This window comes from Jidongwangia harbinensis (assembly GCF_020216025.1).
Classification (GTDB): domain Bacteria; phylum Actinomycetota; class Actinomycetes; order Mycobacteriales; family Micromonosporaceae; genus Actinoplanes; species Actinoplanes harbinensis.
Genome location: NZ_JAIWNC010000001.1, coordinates 536,997 through 556,919 on the forward strand (window position 1 = coordinate 536,997; position 19,923 = coordinate 556,919).

General features: G+C 73.4%; 7 protein-coding genes. 3 read left to right on the forward strand and 4 right to left on the reverse strand.

All coding sequences use genetic code 11. The features are described from left to right. Nucleotides 1-4: 4 nt before the first annotated feature. Genes LDL48_RS02360 through LDL48_RS02370 form a run of 3 tightly spaced genes read right to left on the reverse strand, consistent with a single transcriptional unit; the run spans nt 5 to nt 15,912 of the window. Nucleotides 5-7,741 carry a non-ribosomal peptide synthetase gene (locus tag LDL48_RS02360; RefSeq protein WP_225253269.1) on the reverse strand — a complete coding sequence of 2,579 codons (7,737 nt, stop codon included), beginning with the start codon at nt 7,739-7,741 and terminating at the stop codon, nt 5-7. Next, nucleotides 7,742-15,664 carry a non-ribosomal peptide synthetase gene (locus LDL48_RS02365; RefSeq protein ID WP_225253270.1) on the reverse strand — a complete coding sequence of 2,641 codons (7,923 nt, stop codon included), beginning with the start codon at nt 15,662-15,664 and terminating at the stop codon, nt 7,742-7,744. It abuts the gene before it with no gap. 35 nt (nt 15,665-15,699) lie between these two features. Continuing rightward, nucleotides 15,700-15,912 (reverse strand): MbtH family protein, encoded by a 213-nt coding sequence (locus tag LDL48_RS02370; RefSeq protein WP_225253271.1) that lies wholly within the window; start codon nt 15,910-15,912, stop codon nt 15,700-15,702. 442 nt (nt 15,913-16,354) lie between these two features. Here LDL48_RS02370 and LDL48_RS02375 point away from each other — a divergent pair, with 442 nt between their 5' ends. The 3 genes from LDL48_RS02375 (at nt 16,355) to LDL48_RS02385 (ending at nt 18,393) form a co-directional block, all read left to right on the forward strand. After that, entirely contained in the window at nt 16,355-17,275 is a 921-nt protein-coding gene (locus LDL48_RS02375) for a glycosyltransferase (protein WP_225253272.1), read from the forward strand. Nucleotides 17,276-17,413: 138 nt separating this feature from the next. Further along, the gene (locus LDL48_RS02380) at nt 17,414-17,956 is read left to right on the forward strand and encodes a hypothetical protein (RefSeq protein WP_225253273.1); all 543 of its coding nucleotides are present in this window, start codon (nt 17,414-17,416) and stop codon (nt 17,954-17,956) included. Between the two features lie 146 nt (nt 17,957-18,102). Further along, nucleotides 18,103-18,393, forward strand: a complete 291-nt coding sequence (locus LDL48_RS02385; protein WP_225253274.1) for a hypothetical protein — start codon at nt 18,103-18,105, stop codon at nt 18,391-18,393. An 83-nt stretch (nt 18,394-18,476) separates the two neighbouring features. Here the strand turns inward: LDL48_RS02385 and LDL48_RS02390 are convergent, their stop codons facing one another. Beyond that, on the reverse strand, nt 18,477-19,694 hold the full coding sequence (locus tag LDL48_RS02390) for a glycoside hydrolase family 27 protein (protein ID WP_225253275.1): 1,218 nt from the start codon (nt 19,692-19,694) through the stop codon (nt 18,477-18,479). Nucleotides 19,695-19,923 lie beyond the last annotated feature (229 nt).

Below are 19,923 nucleotides of genomic sequence, written 5' to 3' on the forward strand. Positions count from 1 at the left end.
ACTCTCAGTTCGCGGGTGTGGGGGAAGGCGTGGAGGCGGCCGGCGCCAGGGCGGCCAGGGCGGCGGGAGTGGGCCGGCGCATCACGTCGGCCATCGTCAGCTCGGTGTCCAGCACCTCCTCGGCCCCGGTGATCAGGCGCATCACCCGGAGCGAGTCGCCGCCGAGCTCGAAGAAGTCGTCGTCGACCCCGGCCGGGACGCCGAGGATCCGGCTGAAGAGTTCGCACATCTGCCGCTCCCGCGGGTTCGCGGGGGCCGGTTGCGGCGCCGTGACCGGAACCTCCGGCGGAGGGAGCGCCGAGCGGTCCAGCTTGCCGGTGGCGCCCAGCGGCATCGCGTCCAGCCGGACGAAGGAGGCCGGCACCGCGTACGCCGGCAGGCTCGCCGGCAGCTCGGCGCGCAGCCGGGACGGATCGAAGGATCCGCCGGGGGTGGTCGTCACGTACCCGACCAGGCGGGGGCGGCGCTGATCGTCGGTGTGCACGGCGGCGGCCGCGGCGGCGACGTCCGTGCAACCGGCGAGCGCGGCCTCGACCTCACCCAGCTCGATCCGGTGGCCGCGGATCTTGACCTGGGTGTCGTCGCGGCCGTGGAACACCAGCTGCCCGTCCGGGGACCAGGCCGCTCGGTCGCCGGTGCGGTAGAGCCGCTCGCCGGGGCCGCCGAACGGGTCGGCGACGAACCGGGTGGCGGTCAGTCCGGCCCGCCGCAGGTAGCCCCGGGCCAGGCCGGTCCCGGCCAGGTACAGGTCGCCGACGACGTCCGGCGGTACCCGTCGCAGGTACCGGTCGAGGACGTGCGTGCGCAGGTTCCTGATCGGTCGTCCGATCGGGACGGCGGGCAGCCGGTCGTCGCGCGGCACCGGCCAGGCGGTGACGTCCACCGACGCCTCGGTCGGGCCGTACAGGTTGTGCAGGTCGGCGGGGATCGCGGCGTGGAACCGCCGGGCCAGGTCGGCGTCGAGGGCCTCGCCGCTGCAGATCACCCGGCGCAGGCCCGCGCAGCGCGCCGCGGTGGTCTCGGCCAGGAACGCGCTCAGCACCGAGGGTACGAAGTGCGCCGTGGTGACCGCGTGCCGGTCGATCAGCCGGGCCAGGCGCACCGGGTCGCGCTGGTCCTCGGCGTCGGCGACGACGACGCACGACCCGGTCAGCAGGGGCCAGAACATCTCCCAGACCGAGACGTCGAAGCTGAGGTTGGTCTTGTGCAGCACGCGGTCGTCCGGCGTCAGGCCGTACTCGTCCTGCATCCAGGCGAGACGGTTGACGATGCCGGTGTGCGGCACCACGACGCCCTTGGGCCGCCCGGTCGAGCCGGAGGTGTAGATCACGTAGGCCGGACTGCGCGGGTCGGGGAGCGGGACCGGCGGTTCGGTGTCCGGCCGTGCCGCGAGCGCCGCGATCACGGCCGGGTCGTCGACCGCGACGCACCGCCGCGGCTCCAGGCCGGCCGCCACCAGTCCACTCAGCACGGCGCGGGTGCCCACCACGCAGGCCGGGTCGCTGTCCCGGACCATCAGCGCCTGCCGGCCGGCCGGCAGGTCGGGATCGATCGGCAGGTAGGCGGCGCCCGCCTTCGTCGCGGCCAGGATCACCGTCAGGCTCGCCACCGAACGCGGCAGCGCCACCGCGACGACGGTCTCCGGGCCGGCGCCACGGACGGCGAGCAGGCCGGCCCACCGATTCGACCGGGCGTCCAGCTCGCGATAGGTGGTGGCGTCGTCGTCGGCGAGCACCGCGACGGCCTCCGGCGTCCGCGCCGCCTGCGCCCGGAACAGCTCCGGCAGCGTCCCGGTGGGGACAGGTCCGGCGGTGTCGTTGACCCGTGCGAGCAGCCGGCTCTCGGCATCGGTACGGAGCGGCAACCGGGCCACCGGCTCGTCCGGGCCGGCGACGGCGGCGCGCAGCAGCCCGTGCAGCCGGTCCAGCAGCGCCCGGGCGGCGGCCTCGTCCACGACCTCGCTCTGGTGGCTCAGTCGCAGGTGCAGCCGCGTTCCCGGCACCACGACCAGCGTCACCGGATAGCTCGTGGCGTCCCGGCCGGCGATGTCGGTGATCCGGGCCTCCCCCAGGGTCGCCGAGCCGTCCACCGCAGCCGGATAGTTCTCGAACACGTACAGGGTGTCGAAGAGCGTTCCGGGGACGTCCGTCAGCTTCTGCACCGCCGGCAGGGCCAGGTGCTGGTAGGGGGTCAGGGCGGACTGCTCGTCCTGGAGCCGGGTGAGGAGGCCGGTGAACGGCTCGCGCGGGTCGGTGCGGACCCGTACCGGGATGGTGTTGAGGAACAGGCCGACCATCCGGTTCGCGTCCGGGACCTCCGGCGGGCGGCCGGCGACCGGCATCCCGAACAGGACGTCGTCGCGGCCGGTGAGGCCGGCCAGCAACACGCCCCAGGCGCCCTGCAGCACGGTGTTCATGGTCAGGCCGCGGTCGCGGGCCAGGGCGGACAGGGCCGCGGTGAGCGTCTCGTCCAGGTCGAGCGACAGCGTCCGGGGGAAGTCCGGGGCGGAGCCGGTGCCCGGCGCCGGAGCGCTGAGCAGAGTCGGTTCGGTGACGCCGGCCAGCGCGTCCCGCCAGGCCGCTTCGGCCACTCCCCGGTCCTGTTCGGCGAGCCAGGACAGGTAGTCGCGGAACGCCGGGGCCGGTGCCGGTGCTGGTGCCGCCCCGCGCCGGTGCTCGTAGGCCTCGAGCAGGTCCCGGATCAGCAGGGACAGTGACCAGCCGTCGATCAGGATGTGGTGGTGGGTCAGCCGGAGCCGGTAGTGGTCGGCGCCGAGGCGCAGCAGGCAGAAGCGGATCAGCGGTGGGCGGGTCAGGTCGAAGGCGTCCGCCCGGTCCGCGTCCGCCAGCCGATCGGCCTCGGCCTCGGCGAGCCCGGTGGGCATCGCGCTGAGGTCGACCTCCCGCCAGCCGACGCCGACCACCGGACCGATCACCTGGACCGGATCTCCAGTCGGCCGCTGCCGGAAGCCCGCCCGCAGGTGGGGATGCCGGGTCAGCAGGTCGTCGGCGGCCCGGTGCAGCGCCGCCACGTCGAGCGGGCCGCGCAGGCCGAGGGTGAGCTGCGCGGTGTACGGGTCGGCGCCCGTCCCCCGGGCGTACGCGGACTGGTAGAGGAGGCCGGTCTGCAGTGGTGCCAGCGGCAGCAGATCGGTCAGGTGGGGATGCTCGGCGGCGACCCGGCCGAGTTCGGGACCGTCCAGGTCGACCAGCGGGAAGTCCGACGGCACCCAGCCCCCGGCCGGGGTGGTCCGCGGGTCGGCCAGCGCCTGCACCGCCGTCACCCAGGCGTCGGCCAGCCGGTGCACCACGTCGTCGGGAACCGCCCGGCCGGCCCACCGCCACGCCGCGCGCAGTTCCGGCCCGCCGGGCCCGTCGGCGACGACGGTGTCGAGCGCGAGCGCGTGCCCGAGCGGCATGGCCGGGTCCGCGCCGCCGCCGAAGCCCACCTCCGGCAGCGGGACCCAGTCGTCCGAGGTTCCGCTGCCGGAGAGCCGGCCGAGGTGGTTGAACGAGATCTCGGCGCGTTCCAGCGCGGCCAGCTCGGGCCCGGTGCGGGGGTCGAGGTGCCGCAGCAGACCGAAGCCGAGCCCGTCGTCCGGCACCGCCCGGACCTGGTCCTTCACGTGTGCCAGCGCGCCGATCGGCGAGCTGAGCCGGGCCGGGTCGAACCGGAGCGGGTGCAGGGTGGTGAACCAGCCGACGGTGCGGGAGAGGTCGGTGCCGGCCAGCGGCACCCGGCCGTGGCTCTCCACGTCGACCAGCACTCCGCCGTCGCCGGCCCGGACCGTGGCCACGGCGACGCCGAGCGCGGTCAGCAGCAGCTCGTCGACACCGGCGCGCAGATCCGACGCCGCCCGGTCCAGCAGCGCGGCGGTGACCCCGCGAGCCAGGATGCTGTGGTGCGACCGGGCAGTCGCCACGGTGTCCTCGGCCGGATCGAGCGGGCGGGTGGTCACCCGGATCGCGGGTGGGCGCACGGTCGAGCGCCAGAGCTGCTGTTCGCTGCGCCGCGCCGGCCCGGCCGCCTCGGCGGCCAGCATCCGGGTCCACTCCCGCAGCGAGGTCGACACCGGCGCCAGGTCCGGCTGCCCGCCGGTGGACGCCGCGGCCCAGGCCGCGGCCAGATCGGGCAGGAGGACTCCCCACGAGACGACGTCGACGGCGAGGTGGTGCACGGCGATCAGCAGCCAGCCACGGTGCTGGCGGCCGGCGTCCAGCCAGACCGCCCGCACCATGCGCCGCTCCCCCGGAGCGAGCCCGGTCTGGGCCGTGGCCGCCTGGGTGACCAGGGTGGCCCGGATCTCGTCGGCCGGCGTCTCCGGCCGGACCGGCACGCGACGTACCACGTCCGCGGCGGACACGGACCCGGCCGCCGCCACGTCCAGCCGCCAGCCGTCCCCGGACCGGTCCAGCCGCAGCCGCAGCGCGTCGTGCCGGTCCAGCACCGCCTGCATCGAGGCGCGCAGGCTGGTCTCGGTGAGGGCGGCCGGCACCCGGACGACGACCGACTGGTGGTAACCGTCGACCGGCCCGTCCCGCTCCGCCAGCCAGCGCATCACCGGCAGCGGCACGATCTCACCGGTGCCGTCGTCGCCGCGCTCGGCGCCGGGCAGCTCGGCGACGGCCGGCGCGGTCCCGCCGACCAGTTCGGCCAGTTTCGCCACGGTCCGGTGCTGGAACACGTCCCGCGGCCGCAGCATCAGGCCCGCACTCCGGGCCCGGCTGACCAGCTGCATCGACGTGATGCTGTCCCCGCCGAGCGCGAAGAAGCTGTCGTGCACACCCACCGGCGGGATGCCGAGCACCTGACCGAACAGCTCGGCCAACAGGCGTTCCTGCGCGGTGGGTGGCGTCACCGGGCGGGCACCGGACCCGGCGGAGGCGGCCGACGGCGCCGGGAGCGCCGCACGGTCCACCTTGCCGTTCCGGTTCAGCGGCAAGGTGGCCAGCGCAACCCACACCTGCGGCACCATGTAGTCGGGCAGGTGCGCGGCGACGAACGCCCGCACCACCTCCGGGTCCGGCGCCGCGGCACCGGGCGTACCGGCGAGGTAGCCGACCAGCTGCGGTCCGCCCGTACCGATCTCCCGGACCGCGACCGCGGCATGCGCCACCCCGGAATGGCGCATCACCACGGCCTCGACCTCGCCCAGCTCGATCCGGTGGCCGCGGACCTTGACCTGATCGTCGGCCCGGCCGACGAACTCCAGCTGCCCGTCGGATCGCCAGCGAACCTGGTCGCCGGTGCGGTACATCCGGGCGCCGTCGGCGGCGATCGGGTCGGCCACGAACCGGCCGGCGGTCAGGCCGGGCCGGCGGAGGTAGCCACGGGCGACCAGTCCGCCGCGCACGTACAGCTCCCCGGCGACGCCGATCGGCACCGGGCGCAGCTCCTGGTCCAGGACGTAGAGCCGGGTGTTCTGCAGGGGCCGGCCGATCGGCACCGGCCGGCCGGGGCCGGGCGGGGCGGCCACCAGCGGTGCGCTCATCGAGGCGCAGACCGTGGTCTCCGTCGGGCCGTACGCGTTGATCATCTGTCGGCCCGGAGCCCAGCGTTCGACCAGCTCGGGCGGGCAGGCCTCGCCGGCGGTGACCAGGGAGCGCAGGGTCGGCAGCGGCTGGGTGGCGAGCCGGGCGAGGACGGCCGGTGGCAGCGTGGCGTGGGTGACCCGGTGCTCGCGGATGCAGGTGGCCAGGACGTCGCCGGCGAGGACCGGCTCGGTCGGGATGACCAGGGACGCGCCGGAGGTCAGCGCCATGCACAGTTCCCAGAACGAGGCGTCGAAACTCGGCGAGGCGAACTGCAGCACCCGGGCCTGCTCGTCCACCTCGAGGTGCTCGGCCTGGGTCGCGGCCAGGTCGGCGACTCCGCGGTGGGTGACCACGACGCCCTTGGGCTGTCCGGTCGACCCGCTCGTGAAGATCACGTATGCGGGGTGGTCGGGTCGTGGGTCGGGATGGCCGGCGAGGGGCTCCGCCGGGTCGTCGAGGCCCACCCCGGCCAGGTCGAGGGACGGCACCATGAGCTCGGCCGCGGTGCCAACGGCGACGGCCGCGACCGTCGGACCGGAGTGCAGCAGGCAGGCCGGGGCGGCGTCGGTGAGCAGCCGGCGCACCCGCGCCGCGGGATGGCCGGGGTCGACGGGCAGGTACGCGGCGCCGGCCCTGGTCACCGCCAGCACCGCGACGACCAGGTCCAGGCTGCGTGGCAGGGCCAGGGCGACGAACCGCTCCGGGCCGGCCCCACGGTCGGTCAGGACCCGCGCCAGCCGGTCCGCACGGGCGTCCAGCTCGCGATAGCTGACCGTCCGCCCGCCGGTGCGGACGGCGGTCGCCTCCGGACGGCGCTCGACCTGCGCCCGGAACAGCTCCGGCAGGGTGGCGGCCGGGCGCGGGCGCGCACGGCGGCCCCAGGAGTCCAGTTGCCGGCGTTCCGTACCGGTCAACAGGTCGATCCGCGAGACCGGCACCGGCATCAGTGCCGGCAGCTGCTCGAGCAGGCGCACCAGACGGGCCAGCAACCGGTCGGCGGTGTCGTCGTCGACGACGTCCGGCCGGTGCGAGAGCCGCAGGTTCAGCTCGGTACCGATCGAGGCGTTGAGGATCAGCGGGTAGTGCCCGGCGTCGGCCGCGCCGACGGAGACGTCCAGTGGGCCGAGGTCCGGTGCGCCGGCCGCCGGGAAGCTCTCGAACGCGATGCAGGTGTCGAACAGCTCACCGATCCCGCCGACGCGCTGGATGTCGGCCAGACCCAGGTGGTCGTGCTCCATCAGGGTCGCGCGGTCCCGCTGGATGCGGCCGAGCAGGGTCGCCAGTGATTCCGGTCGGCGGATCCGGACGCGCACCGGCACGACGTTCATCAGCAGGCCGACCATGCTCTCGGCTCCGGCGAGGCCGGCCGGCCGACCGGCCACCGCCGCGCCGAAGACGACGTCGTCGCGGCGGGTCAGCTGGCCGATCAGCAGGCCCCAGGCGCCGTTGACGAGCGTGTTGACGGTGAGACCGTGCCGCCGGGCGCAGGCCGCGAGCGCCGCGGTCCGGTCCGGGGACATCCGGTGGTGCAGGCTGCGCGGCCAGAGCGGCGCGCGATCCGGGTCGATCGGGGCGACGTGGGTGCTGTCGCCCAGCTCGGCGAGCGCCTCCCGCCAGGCCTGCTCGGCCGCGGTCCGGTCCTGTTCGGAGAGCCAGGTGAGGAAGTGCCGGTACGGGACCGGAGCCGGCAGTCCGCTGTCGTCGCCGGAGAGCCGGTACAGCTCCAGCAGCTCACGGACGACCAGGGCACTCGACCAGCCGTCGAAGAGGATGTGGTGGTAGGTGATCACCAACCGGTGGCGCTGACCGTGGTGTGTGATCAGCCGGAACCGGATCAGCGGCGGCCGGCGCAGGTCGAAGCGGAGCCCCTGCTCGGCCTCGGTGAGCGCGGCCATCGCCGGCGCCGGATCGGCCGCCGGGTCCAGGCCGGTCCCGACCTCGGTCCAGGCCGGCGCCGAGCGGGCCGGGACGATCTGGATCGGGGTGCCGGAGCGGCGCTCGCGGAAACCGGCCCGCAGGTTCGGATGCCGGCGCAGCAGCTGGGCCGCCGCTGCCTTCAGCGCCGCCACGTCCAGCGGCCCGGTGAGGTCCAGGATCAGCTGGGCGGTCTGCACCTCGGGGCCGGACGTGTCGAAGGACGAGCGGAACAGCATGCCGGCCTGCAGCGGGGAGAGCGGGAGGATGTCCTCGACCGTCGACGTGCTCATTCACATCACCTTCTGCTCGGCGGACATCTCGTCGTCCAGCGACATCTCGTGCTCGATGTCGTCGATCTCGTCCTGGGTCAGGCCGGCGAGAGTGAGGTCGGACGGCGTCGGGCCCCCCGCGGACGGTGCTGACGCGGCGGCCACCACCGCGGCCAGAGCGGTGACCCAGTCCTGCGCCAAGGCGCTGATCTCGGCCTCCTCGAACAGGCCGTCCGGCCAGCTCCATGTCGTCCGCAGGCGGGGCCCGGCGGTTCCGTCGTAGGTGACGGCGGCGATCTCCAGGCTGTGTGACACCGGCTGGCGGGGGTCCGCGCCGCCCTGCAGCCCGAGTTCGTCGGCGGCCAGCGTCCAGGCGCCGGGGCCGGCGGCGTCCCCGGCCGGGAACCGGCCCAGGTAGTTGAAAGCCACCTGTGGGGCGGGAAAGCGGGCCAGCGTGGCCGCGCTGTCCGGGTCGAGGTGCCGCAGCACGCCGAACTCGGCCCTGGGCGGTACGGCGCGCAGCTGTTGCTTGACCCGTTTGACCGCCGCGGCGACCTCCGGCGGGCTCAGCCGCGCCCAGTCGACCGGGCCGGGGTCGAGGCGGACCGGGTGGATGCTGGTGAACCAGCCGACGGTGCGGGACAGGTCGGCCTCCGGGACCAGGCCGTCGCGCCCGTGCCCCTCGAGGTCGACGACGAGCGGGCCGGCGGCGTCCCGGCCGCGGCCGGCCGCCCAGTGCGGCACGGCCAGGGCCAGCGCCGCGAGCAGGACGTCGTCCACGCCGGCGTGGTACGCCGCCGGGGCGCTGCCGAGGGCGGCCGCGGCGGTGGCCGCCGGCACGTCCCGGGACACCGTGCGCAGCCGCTCGAAGACGTCGGCGCGGGGATCCAGCGGGCGGGACCCGATCGGCGGCTCCGCCCGGTCCAGGAGCCGCGCCCACCGCGGCGCCTCGGTGCGGCACCAGGCGGGATCGGCGCGGCCGGCAACGGCGAGCGCCCATGCCCGCAGCGGTGTCTGTACCGGGTCGAGCACCGGCGTCCGGCCGGCGGCCAGTTCCCGGCCGGCCGCCTCCAGGTCGGCGAGCAGGATCCGCCACGAGACACCGTCGACGGCCAGGTGGTGCACGGTGAGCGCGAGCCGGTGCGGCCCGGCCGGCCCGGCGTCGAACCAGGTGGCCCGCACCAGGCGCCCGGCGGCCGGCCGCAGCCGGTTCCGGGCGGCGTCCGCCTCGGCCCGGACGCGGGCCGCCCGCTCGGTGTCACCGAGTCCGGCGACGTCCACCACCTGCAGGCAGTCCTCGGCCCGGACCGATCCGGCGGGTGGGATCTCCAGCTGCCACGGCTCGGCCGGGCCGACCCGGGCGACCATCCGCAGGGCGGCGTGGTGGTCGAGCAGAACCTGCAGCGCGGCCCGGATGTGGTCGGCGGTGGTGGGTGCCGGCACCCGGACCAAGACGGTCTGGCTGAAGGCGTCCATCGGGCCGCCCAGATCGCGGGCCCGGGCCACCACCGGGGTGAGCGGGACCGCGCCGGTCTCGCTCGCGGCCGGGGCCGGGGCGGTCACCGCGGTCGCGGCCGCGGCCAGCGCGCGCACGGTGCGGAGCTCGTAGACGTCCCTCGGTCTGATCGCCAGTCCCTGGCGACGGGCCCGGCTGACCAGCTGGATCGACATGATGCTGTCGCCGCCGAGCTCGAAGAAGCTGCCCTCGACGCCGACCTGGTCAAGTCCGAGGACCTCGGCGTACAGGCCGGCCAGGATTCGCTCGGCGGCGGTCACCGGAGCCGGTCCGGTCGGGGCGGCGTCGACCTCGGGCGCCGGCAGGGCCCGGCGGTCGACCTTGCCGCTCGGGGTGAGCGGCAGCCGGTCCAGCACCGTCAGGTGGGCCGGGAGCATGTGCTCGGGCAGTCGGTCCCGCAGCCAGGCCCGCACCTCGGCGACCGCCGGGCGGGCCCGTCCCGGGGTCACGTGGGCGACCAGGGCGGGCCGGCCGGCGCTGTCCTCGCGGACCGTCACGGTGGCGGAGCCCACGTCCGGGTGCCGGGTCAGGGTGCTCTCGATCTCGCCCGGCTCCACCCGGAAGCCGCGCAGGTTGACCATGTCGTCCGCACGTCCGACGTACTCCAGCTCGCCGTCGGGCCGGTACCGGACCCGGTCGCCGGTGCGGTACAGGCGCCCGCCACCGGATCCGGCGTACGGGTCGGCGACGAACCGGTGCGCGGTCAGTCCCGGCCGCCCGGCGTATCCGAGAGCCAGCCGGTCACCACCGACGTACAGCTCGCCGACCGCACCGACCGGAACCGGCCGGAGTACGGGGTCGAGCACGTGCGCGCTCAATCCGGCGACCGGCCGGCCGATCCGGGTCAGGTCACCCCGGACGTCGTCCTCGGTCAGCCTCCGCGCGGTGACGTGCACGGTGGTCTCGGTGATGCCGTACATGTTGACCAGCTGCGGGCGGTCCCAGCCGTGCCGCTCGGTCCACCGCCGGACACTGGCGTGGTCGAGCGCCTCGCCGCCGAACACCACCCAGCGCAAGCGGTTCGGCGTGGCCGTACGGGCGTCCACCGCCTCCAGTTGCGCGAAGGCGGACGGCGTCTGGTTCAGCACGGTGACGCCGGTCCCGGTCAGCAGCCGGTGGAAGTCGTCGGGGCTGCGCGACACCCAGTAGGGCACGACGACGAGCCGGCCGCCGGTGGTGAGCGCCCCCCACACCTCCCAGACCGAGAAGTCGAACGAGGCGCTGTGGAACAACGACCAGACGTCGTCCGGGCCGACATCGAGGTTCTGCTCGCCCCACCGCAGCAGCCGGGTGACGGCGCGGTGCGGGACCCGGACGCCCTTGGGCTGCCCGGTGGAGCCGGAGGTGTAGATGACGTAGGCGGGATCGTCGCCGGTGGCCGGGCGACGGCCCGTGGGGCGGGCTCCGGCGTGGACGTTCCAGGGGCCACGGGGAAGTCCGCCGACGTGTTCGGGGGTGCCGATGACGGTGGTGGCGCCGGCGTCGGCGAGCATGAAGGCGAGGCGCTCGGCCGGGTAGTCGACGTCGAGAGGCAGGTAGGCGGCGCCGGTCTTCAGGACGCCGAGGAGGTGGACGACGAGGTCGAGGGAACGGCTGACGCAGACGCCGACCAGGTCGCCCGGTCCGGTGCCCAGGCTCGCGGCGACCCGGTCCGAGCGCTCGCCGAGTTCTCGGTAGGTGATCTGGTCGGATCCGCAGACGACGGCGACGGCGTCGGGGCGCCGGCGGATCTGGTGCTGGACGAGGTCGTGGACCAGCCCGGGCCGCCCGGCCCCGGCCGGGGTGCCGGCCGACCAGCGCGCCACTGCCGCCCGCTCCGCCGCGCCGGCCAGCGGCCGGGTCAGGTAGCGCGCGTCCGGCGCCTCCACCATGTCCCACAGGGCCCGGACGTAGTAGTCGCGCAGAAGGCGCACCTGGTCGATGGTGAGGGCGTCGGTGTGGAAGTCCATCGCCATCAGGACCCGGCTGGACGACGGATCCCGGACCACGCCGATGTTCAGCGGGAAGTTCGTCGGCTCGGCCCGCACCGAGGTGAAGCTGCTGATCTTGTCGTCCAGGATTCTGGCCACGTCGCCGGACAGCACTTTCGACATCACGTGGAAGTGGTTGTAGACGAAGTTGACGTCGACCAGGCGGTCCACCCCCAGCAGGCGTTGCAGCTGCGCCATCGGGAAGCGCCGGTGCGGCAGCATGTCGCGTTCGGCGGCGAACACCTGGTCGATCAGGTCGGTCCAGGTTCCGTCGGGCAGCGCCTGCCGGAACGCGAGGGTGTTGAGGAACAGGCCGCGGACGTCGTCCCCGCCGTTCTCCTCCGGGCGCCCGTTCGCCGTCACGCCGATCAGGACGTCCCGGGATCCGGTCGCGTACCCGATGGTGCGCAGGCAGCCGGCCAGGAACAGGGTCTTCATCGGGGCGCCGCAGCGGCCGGCCAGCGCCCGCAGTGCCTCGCACAGGTCGTCCGGCAGCAGCGTCTCCAGCGCGCCGTACCGCTGCCGGGCCTCGGTGGCGTACCACCACTCCCGGCTGAACCGGTCCTCGTCGGCCAGTTCGGCCGGCTCCGTCCGCGGCCACGGCAGGAGCCGGGTGTCCGGGTGGTCGGCCAGCCGGTCGCGCCAGAACCGCTGCGCGGTCTCCGAGCCGACCGCCTCCCGTTCGAGCGCGACGAAGTCGCGGTAGTGCGCTACCGGCGGTGTGCCGTCCGGGAGCCGGCCGGTCCGGAGGTCGTGATAGACGCGGAGGATCTCGCTCAGCGTCGAGTGCAGGCTCCACCCGTCGAACACGCCGTGGTGCTCGGTCAGCGTCCACTGGAAGACGTCGTCGCTGCGGCGGTGCACGTGCATCCGGAACAGCGGCGGCCGGGCGTGGTCGAACGGCGTGACCCGTTGCTCCTCCACGTAATCCCGGATCACCCGTTCCTGCGTCGCCGGGTCCGCCGTCCGCAGGTCGTCCACGCCGACGGGCATGACGGCATGCGCGTACACCAGTTGCAGCGGTTCGCTGTAGTCGGTCAGGGCCAGGGCGGTGCGCAGGATCGGATGCCGCCGCACCACGTGGTCCACCGAGCGTTGGAAGGCCCCGGCGTCGAACTGCGCCGACACGGTCAGGCTGTCGACGTTGTGGTACGGCAACCGCTCGGGGTCGCGGGACATCTCGTAGACCATCCCGACCTGCAGGGCCACCATCGGGTACGCGTCCTCCAGGCCGTCCGGCAGTGCCGCCCGGTCCGCCTCGGCCACCAGCTCGAACGGGCCGAGTCCGGTGGCCTCCGGCCGGTCGCACGCCGTGGTCACCCGGGCCAGACCGGCCACCGTCGGCCGGTGGAACAGTTCCTGCAGCCCGAACGTCAGCCCCGCGGCCCGGGCCGCACCGAGCACCCGGATGCTGCGGATCGAGTCGCCGCCGAGGCCGAAGAAGTTGTCGTTCCGGCCGACCCGGTCCAGCCCCAGCGCCTCGGCCCAGATGCCGGCCAGCCGCTGCTCCACGTCGCCCACCGGCGCGACGAACTCGCCCGCGTCGCCGGGACGATCGGTGCCCGGCGCCGGCAGCCGCCGGTGATCGGTCTTACAGCTCGGGGTCAGCGGGATCTCGGCCAGCTCGACGAACCGGGTCGGCAGCATGTACTCCGGCAGCCATTGCGACAGCCACGCGCGTACCGGCGTGATGTCCTGCTCCGGCCGGGCCACCAGGTAGCCGACCAACTGCGGGGTGCCGGTGTCGTCGGTCCGCAACGAGACAGCCGCCCGGGCGATGCCGGGATGGCGGCTGAGGACGGCCTCGATCTCGGTCAGTTCCACGCGGAAACCGCGGATCTTGACCATCGTGTCGGCGCGGCCGGCGTACTCGAGAGTGCCGTCCGGGCACCACCGCGCCAGGTCACCGCTGCGGTAGAGGCGGCCGCCGGTGTGCCCGCCGACCGGGTCCGCGACGAAGCGGCCCGCGGTCAGCCCGGGGCGCCGCAGGTACCCGCGGGCGACGCCGGCGCCGGCCACGTACATCTCCCCCACCACGCCGACCGGGCACGGCCGCAGCCGCTCGTCCAGCACGTGGATGTCGAGGTCGGCCAGCGGGCGGCCGATCTGGGTGCGGGCCCGGTCCAGGTCGGCCGCGGTGACCACGCGGAAGGTGTTGTGCACGGTGGTCTCGGTGATGCCGTACATGTTGACCAGCCGCGGGCGGTCCCAGCCGTGGCGCCCGGCCCAGCGCCGGACGCTGCCGTGGTCCAGGGGCTCGCCGGCGAAGATCACGTACCGCACGGCGAGCCGCGCCGCGCCGGCCGCCCGCTCGTCCGCGGCCTCGAACTGGACGAAGGCGGACGGCGTCTGGCTGAACACCGTGACGGCCTGTTCGCGCACCAGCGCGTGCAGCTCGTCGGGGTTCCTGGTGGTCCGGTGCGGGACGACGACGAGCCGGCCACCGGTGCTGAGCGCACCCCACATCTCCCACACCGAGACGTCGAACGAGGCACTGTGGACCATCGACCAGACGTCGTCGGGGCCGACGTCGTAGCTGAGCCGGGCCGAGGCGAACAGCCGGGCCACGTTGCGGTGGGTGATCTCGACGCCCTTCGGCCGCCCGGTGGAGCCGGAGGTGTAGATGACGTACGCGAGGTCGTCGCCGGTGGCCGTACGGCGGGCGGTGGGTCCGCCGGCCGGCGGGTGGCCGGCGGTGAGGGATCCGTCGGGGTGGCCGTGGTGGACGTGCCAGGGTCCGTCGGGCAGTTCGCCGGCTGCCTCCGGGGCGCCGATGACCGTGCTGACACCGGCGTCGGAGAGCATGAAGGCGAGGCGCTCGGCCGGGTAGTCGACGTCGAGAGGCAGGTAGGCGGCGCCGGCCTTGAGGACGCCGAGGAGGTGGACGACGAGAGCCAGCGAACGGCTGACGCAGACGCCGACCAGGTCGCCCGGCCCGATGCCGTGGGCACGCAGGTGGCCGGCGACGCGATCGGAGCGTTCCCCGAGTTCGCGATAGGTCAGGTGGTCGGGGCCGCAGACCACGGCGGTGGCGTCGGGGCGCCGGCCGATCTGGTACCCGACGAGGTCGTGGATGAGTCCGTCGTGCTCGACCTCGACCGGGCTGCCGGCCGACCAGCGCGCCACCGCCGTGCGCTCGTCCGCACCGGCCATGCACAGCTCGTCCACCGGCACGTCCGGCTGATCCAGCGCCGTGTCCAGCAGCCGGGACCAGTGATCGAAGAACCGGTCGGCCGACGTCCGCAGGAACAGGTCGGTGCCGTACTCCAGCTCGACCTCGTACCGCTCGCCGGTGTCGTTGACGGTGAGCGTCAGGTCCAGCTTGGCGGTTCCGGTCGGCACGAACTCGCGCCGCAGGACCGGCGCGGCGTCGTGCGCCGCCGGGCTGTTCTCGTGGAAGGCGAACAGCACCTGCACCAGCGGGGCGTGGCTGGGAGTGCGCTCCGGCAGCAGTTCGCTGACCAGCAACTGGAACGGCAGCTCGGCGGATTCCAGCGCGTCGAGCAACGACGCCCGGGACCGCGTGACGGTCTCGATGAACGTCGGGCGCCCGCCGAGATCGGTCCGCAGCACCGCGGTGTTGACGAACAGGCCCACGACGTCGTGCAGGGCCGGATCGCTGCGTCCGGACACCGGAACCCCGATCACGACGTCGGTCTGGCCGCTCTGCCGGTGTACGAACGCGGTGAACGCCGCGAGCAGGACCAGGTTCGGGGTGCTCCCGTGGCGGCGGGCGAACGCCACCACCCGTTCGCGCACCTGCGGCCCCAGATCGAACCGCAGCGTCCGGCCGCGGTCGGTGAGATTCCGTGGCCGGGGATGGTCGCGACCGAGTTCGAGCACCGCCGGCGCGTCGCGCAACTCGCCGGCCCGGCGGGCCAGGAGCGCGGCGGCCTCGGGTCCGGCCAGCCGGCGTCGCTGCTCGACACAGTGCTCCAGGTACCGGTCGTCCGGCGCGGCCGGCAGCGGTGCGCCCGCGAGCGCCGCGGCCACCTGCCGTTCGACGATCTCCAGCGACAGGCCGTCGATCGCGATGTGGTGAAAGCACACGCAGATCTCGGTAGCACCGGTCGCGTCGCCGATGACCGCCATCCGCACCAGCGGTCCGTGGGCGAGGTCGAACGGCGCCACCGCCAGCGCGCCGGCGATCTCGTCGCACCGCTGACCGCGGCCGCGCACCGGCACCCCGGTCAGGTCGTGCACCGCCACCGGCACGTCCCGGACAGCCGGCAGCCGCTGCATCGGCGCACCGTCGACCTCGGCGAACTGTGTGAACAGCGCACCATGGCGGACGAGGACCGCACGGACCGCGGTGACGACCTCCGGCACCGGGATCCCCGGTCGCAACCGCCACCGGACCGGGACGTGGTAGGTCGCCAGTCCGGGAGCCCAACGGTCGATGAACCAGAGACGTTCCTGCTCGTAGCTCATCGGCCACAGTTGCTCGTCGGCACGCATCGGGGTCCTCCTACCAGGATCGAAAAGCGGGTCGGTCAGGCGGGGTTCATGGCCTCTGCGAGGCTGCGCGGTCGCATGTCCACCCAGTTCTCTTCGACGTACCGGAGGCTGTCGGCGCGGCTGCCCGGCCCGCGGGCCACGGTCCAGCCCGCCGGGACCTCCGCGAACTCCGGCCAGAGCGAGTACTGCGACTCGTCGTTCACCAGCACCAGGAAGACGCCGTCCTCGTCATCGAACGGATTTGCCATGTCGGTCTCGCTTTCGATGGGGAATCGGAGGTTGCGCGGCGGTCACCCGGGAGGAACTCACGTGGAGTCCGCCGAACGGCCGGGAGGAGTCTGCGGCGCGTCGTTCACCGGAAACGCACGGATCCTGCATGCCTCGCCGCGCGCCCTCGGTCAGCAGCAGGACGGCGCACAGCCGGAATCACCGCCGTCGCCGCCCGCACCCGCCGGCACGCCCGGGACAGCAACCGACCGCCGGCCCTCGCCTGGCGACCCTGCCGAAAGTCCCGGGCCGCCGGCAGCGGAGTCTGTGCAGATTCGATGAACGCCCTCCGCGAAGCTGGGCCGACCGCGCGACCGGCCGGCTCGAACGGCGCGACGGCGGAACCAACACCGCGCCGGCGAGGTACGACGGTGAAGAGGACGCCCTTCCCCGATTGTTCGACGACCCGGTAAGGAGCCCGCCATGCCCGAAGCCCCGTGCTGCACCGTCATCGTTCCCACCTACAACCGCTCCCGGCTGCTGAGCTACACGCTCGACTCGCTGGTCCGGCAGGACCTGCCGGCGCGGTCGTACGAGGTCGTGGTCGTCGACGACGGCTCCTCCGACGACACGGCAGAGGTGGTAGCCGGATACCGGCACCGGCTCGACATCCACTATCACTTCCAGCCCGACGACGGGTACCGGGTCGCGCGGGCGCGCAACACCGGCATCACCCATGCCCGCGCGCCGCTGTGCGTCTTCCTCGACTCCGGGGTGATCGCCCACACCGGGTGCCTGTCGGCGCACGTCGAGCGGCACCTCCGGGAGCCCCGGCCGGTCGCCCTCTGCGGCTACGTGTTCGGATACAACCTGAACAACGAGGACGAGCGCGTGGTGCTCGAGACGCTCGACCTCAACGACCCCGACAGTGCCATCGACGCGTTCACCCGGGCCGGCGAGGCACTCGACCACCGCGACGCGTTCTACCGGCGCTACGGCGACGACTTCGGCGGGCTGCCCGCTCCCTGGTTGATGTACTGGACCTCCAACGCCTCCGCCGCGACCGACATGCTGCGCGAGGTGGGCGGTTTCGACGAGCAGTTCCAGCGCTGGGGTGGCGAGGACGTGGATCTGGGCTATCGCCTCTACCGGGCCGGCGCCCGGATCCAGCTCGAACGCCGGGCCACCGCCATCCACTATCCGCACGACAAGGTCGACGACGTGCTGCAGGCGGCCGCCGCCGTGAATTACCGGTACATCGCCCGCAAGTACGACACGCCGATCACCCGGCTGCTGGCCATCGAGCCGATGATCAGCTTCTTCGCGCTCAACGAGCTGATCGAGCGATACGCCATCCCCAACCTGGACGCGCCGGCACCCGCGCGGTCCACCGCCGACCGGTGACCGAGATCCTCGACGCCGGCGTCGGAGGGCTCACGGTCCCCCGCGCCGTCATCGACCGGCTGACGGGAGCCGCGTACGGCCGATGCCGTCCTCTGGTGCGGCCGTGGCGCTCCTTTCCCGGAGCGACACAATGCCGGTATGCAGCAGACCGTGATGGTGGCTCTGGTTACCGGAATCCTCACCGCTTCCGCCGCATTGACGGCAAGCTGGCTCACGAGTAGAGCGACGATCAACGCCGCGCGGCTGAATGTCACGACCAACGCGGAGAACCAACGCCGGGAGCGGGCCAGGGATCTGCGCCGCTCCGCGTACGTTGATCTGCTCACCTACGTAGCTGAGGTGCGCTGGCGGGTCAGAGATCTGGTTCACCGGGCAGCCGCCGGGGACGAAACCGCCTTGATCGAATTCCGCACCGAGAGAAACGCGGTCGGCGGCGAACTCGCCCGTCGTCGATACGTGGTCTACCTCGAAGGTCCGGAGTCGATCCGGGAATCGGTCGATCGCCTCCAGGCCGCTCTTGATCTTTTGGGAGATGACCTCGATCGCGCCTTGCAGCTGCGGGATCCGGATGCGATCAGGGCGGAGGTACGAGCGGCGAGAGAGGCACTCAGTCAGGAAACTCAGGCATTCATCGCTCAGGCACAAGCTGCACTATTCGACGCGGATTCCAAGCTGATTTGATCGCTGCTCTCGTCGTCGCCGCGGACCCCCTGGCCCGCAGCGGCCCCTTCGGCGCCGCACTGCCCGTCGGCGCCGTCACGGCCGTATCGGGGCCGTCGCCCTCCTGCTGATTCTCCACCGCGCCAACGCCTGACCGGGAGATGTCCATGGCCGCTCGCCTCACAGTGCACGACATCCAGCTCGGCTACGGTGGCGCCCCGGCGGTCGACGGTGTCACGCTCGAGATCCCGGACGCACGGAATGCTCAGCGTGGTGTTCAACCTGAATGCGCTGGTCGTGGAGTGCCCCGCCACGGGCCGGCCGCTGGTCGTGCCGACCGGGCCGTCGGAAAGTCGGGCACGCGAACCGCACCGAACTGGCTCATCACGACCGTCATGACCACGCTGGCAACCCTCGGCATCGTCGGCTGCTGCCGCCGCCGCGATCTCCACGCCTGAGTGACGGGCCGTCACCACCACGTCCCGGACTGCGCCTACGCGCCGTTGGCGGTGCTGGTGTCGATGCCCCGGCGTCGGCCGGACTACCCGGCCACGATCGGGCCGGTGTGGCCGCCGGGGCTCGACCCTTCCGCGCCCGTGACGGTGAGCAGCACGGCCTGCTCGGCCGGCACGCTCGCGGTGTATCCGGTGGCGAAGGATCCCCGGTCGGTGCCGGTCCACGGGTCGCGCACGGCCACCGAACCGGTCAGCCCCAGCGTGGACCAGCGGGCGGTGATGTCGGCGGTGACACCGGTGCGGTTGAGCAGCAGGACGGCCCGCTTTCCGGTGCCGGCGAGAGTCTTGCCGTACACCTGCAGGTCGGTGTCGTCCTCGGCGACCTTGGCGCCCTGCCGGCCCAGGGGGTCCTGATCGATGGCGATGACTTCACGGTTGGTGAGGATGGCCCGGGTTTCGGCGCTCATCGTGGCGATGTTGTTGCCGGCCAGCAACGGCGCACCGGAGATCGCCCACAGGGCCAGGTGGGTGCGGTTCTGCCCGGCGGTGAAGTTCGGCATGCCGACGACGAGCATGTCGGGGTCGTTGTAGTGGCCGGGGCTCTGGGCGGTGGGGTGCTGCGCGGAGCCGAAGTTGGCGAGCACCCGGTCCATCGAGGCGCTCTGGCCGTGGTAGATGATGTCCTGGCTGGTGCGCCACATCGTCGCAAGGCCGGGGCCCCAGTTCCACGGGCTGCCGTTGCCCCAGCTGCAGATGGCGAAGACCATGGGCCGGCCGGTCTGGGCGGTGGCGCGGGCGATGGAGTCGCCGATCCGCGTGTACGTGGCCTGCGGGTCGAGGCGCTCGTCGTAGCCACCGCACCAGTCGACCTTGACGAAATCGAAGCCCCACCGGGAGAACTGCAGGAAGTCCCGGTCGTAGTGGCCTCCGCTGCCGGAGCCGGGCGCGGCCGGACGTCCCGTCGGGTAGTAGTAGCCACAACCGTCGCGGCCCGCGTCGGTGTAGATGCCGGCCTTGAGGCCCTTGCTGTGGATGTACGCGGCGATCGCGGCCATCCCGCCGGGCCATTCGGCGGTGTCGACGGTGATGTTGCCGGCCGGGTCGCGGGTGCCCTGCCACCAGCCCTCGTCGATGTTGACGTACTCGTAGCCGGCGTCCTTGAGTCCCGAGGAGACGATGGCGTCGACCTGCGCCCGGATCACGTTGGAGTCGATTCTGGCGGCGAAAGTGTTCCAGGACGCCCAGCCCATCGGCGGCGTGGTCACCACGTTGTTCGGCGCGGCCGGCACCGGAACGGTGCGCATCAGCAACCCTCCGTCGTGTGACTCACGTCCTCCGGCACCACCTCGCACGTTACCGAATCGATTCGCCTCAGACCAGATATCGGTGTCGGTGGATTTCTAACGTCAGAAATTCTCCCACCCTGCAGTCTCGGCCATTCCGCAGTCCGCATTCGAGCATCGCGTCGAACCCTCCCCGGCGGTCACATTGACATCGAGGACGACCGATGCCTACCCTGCGATGCGAACCGAT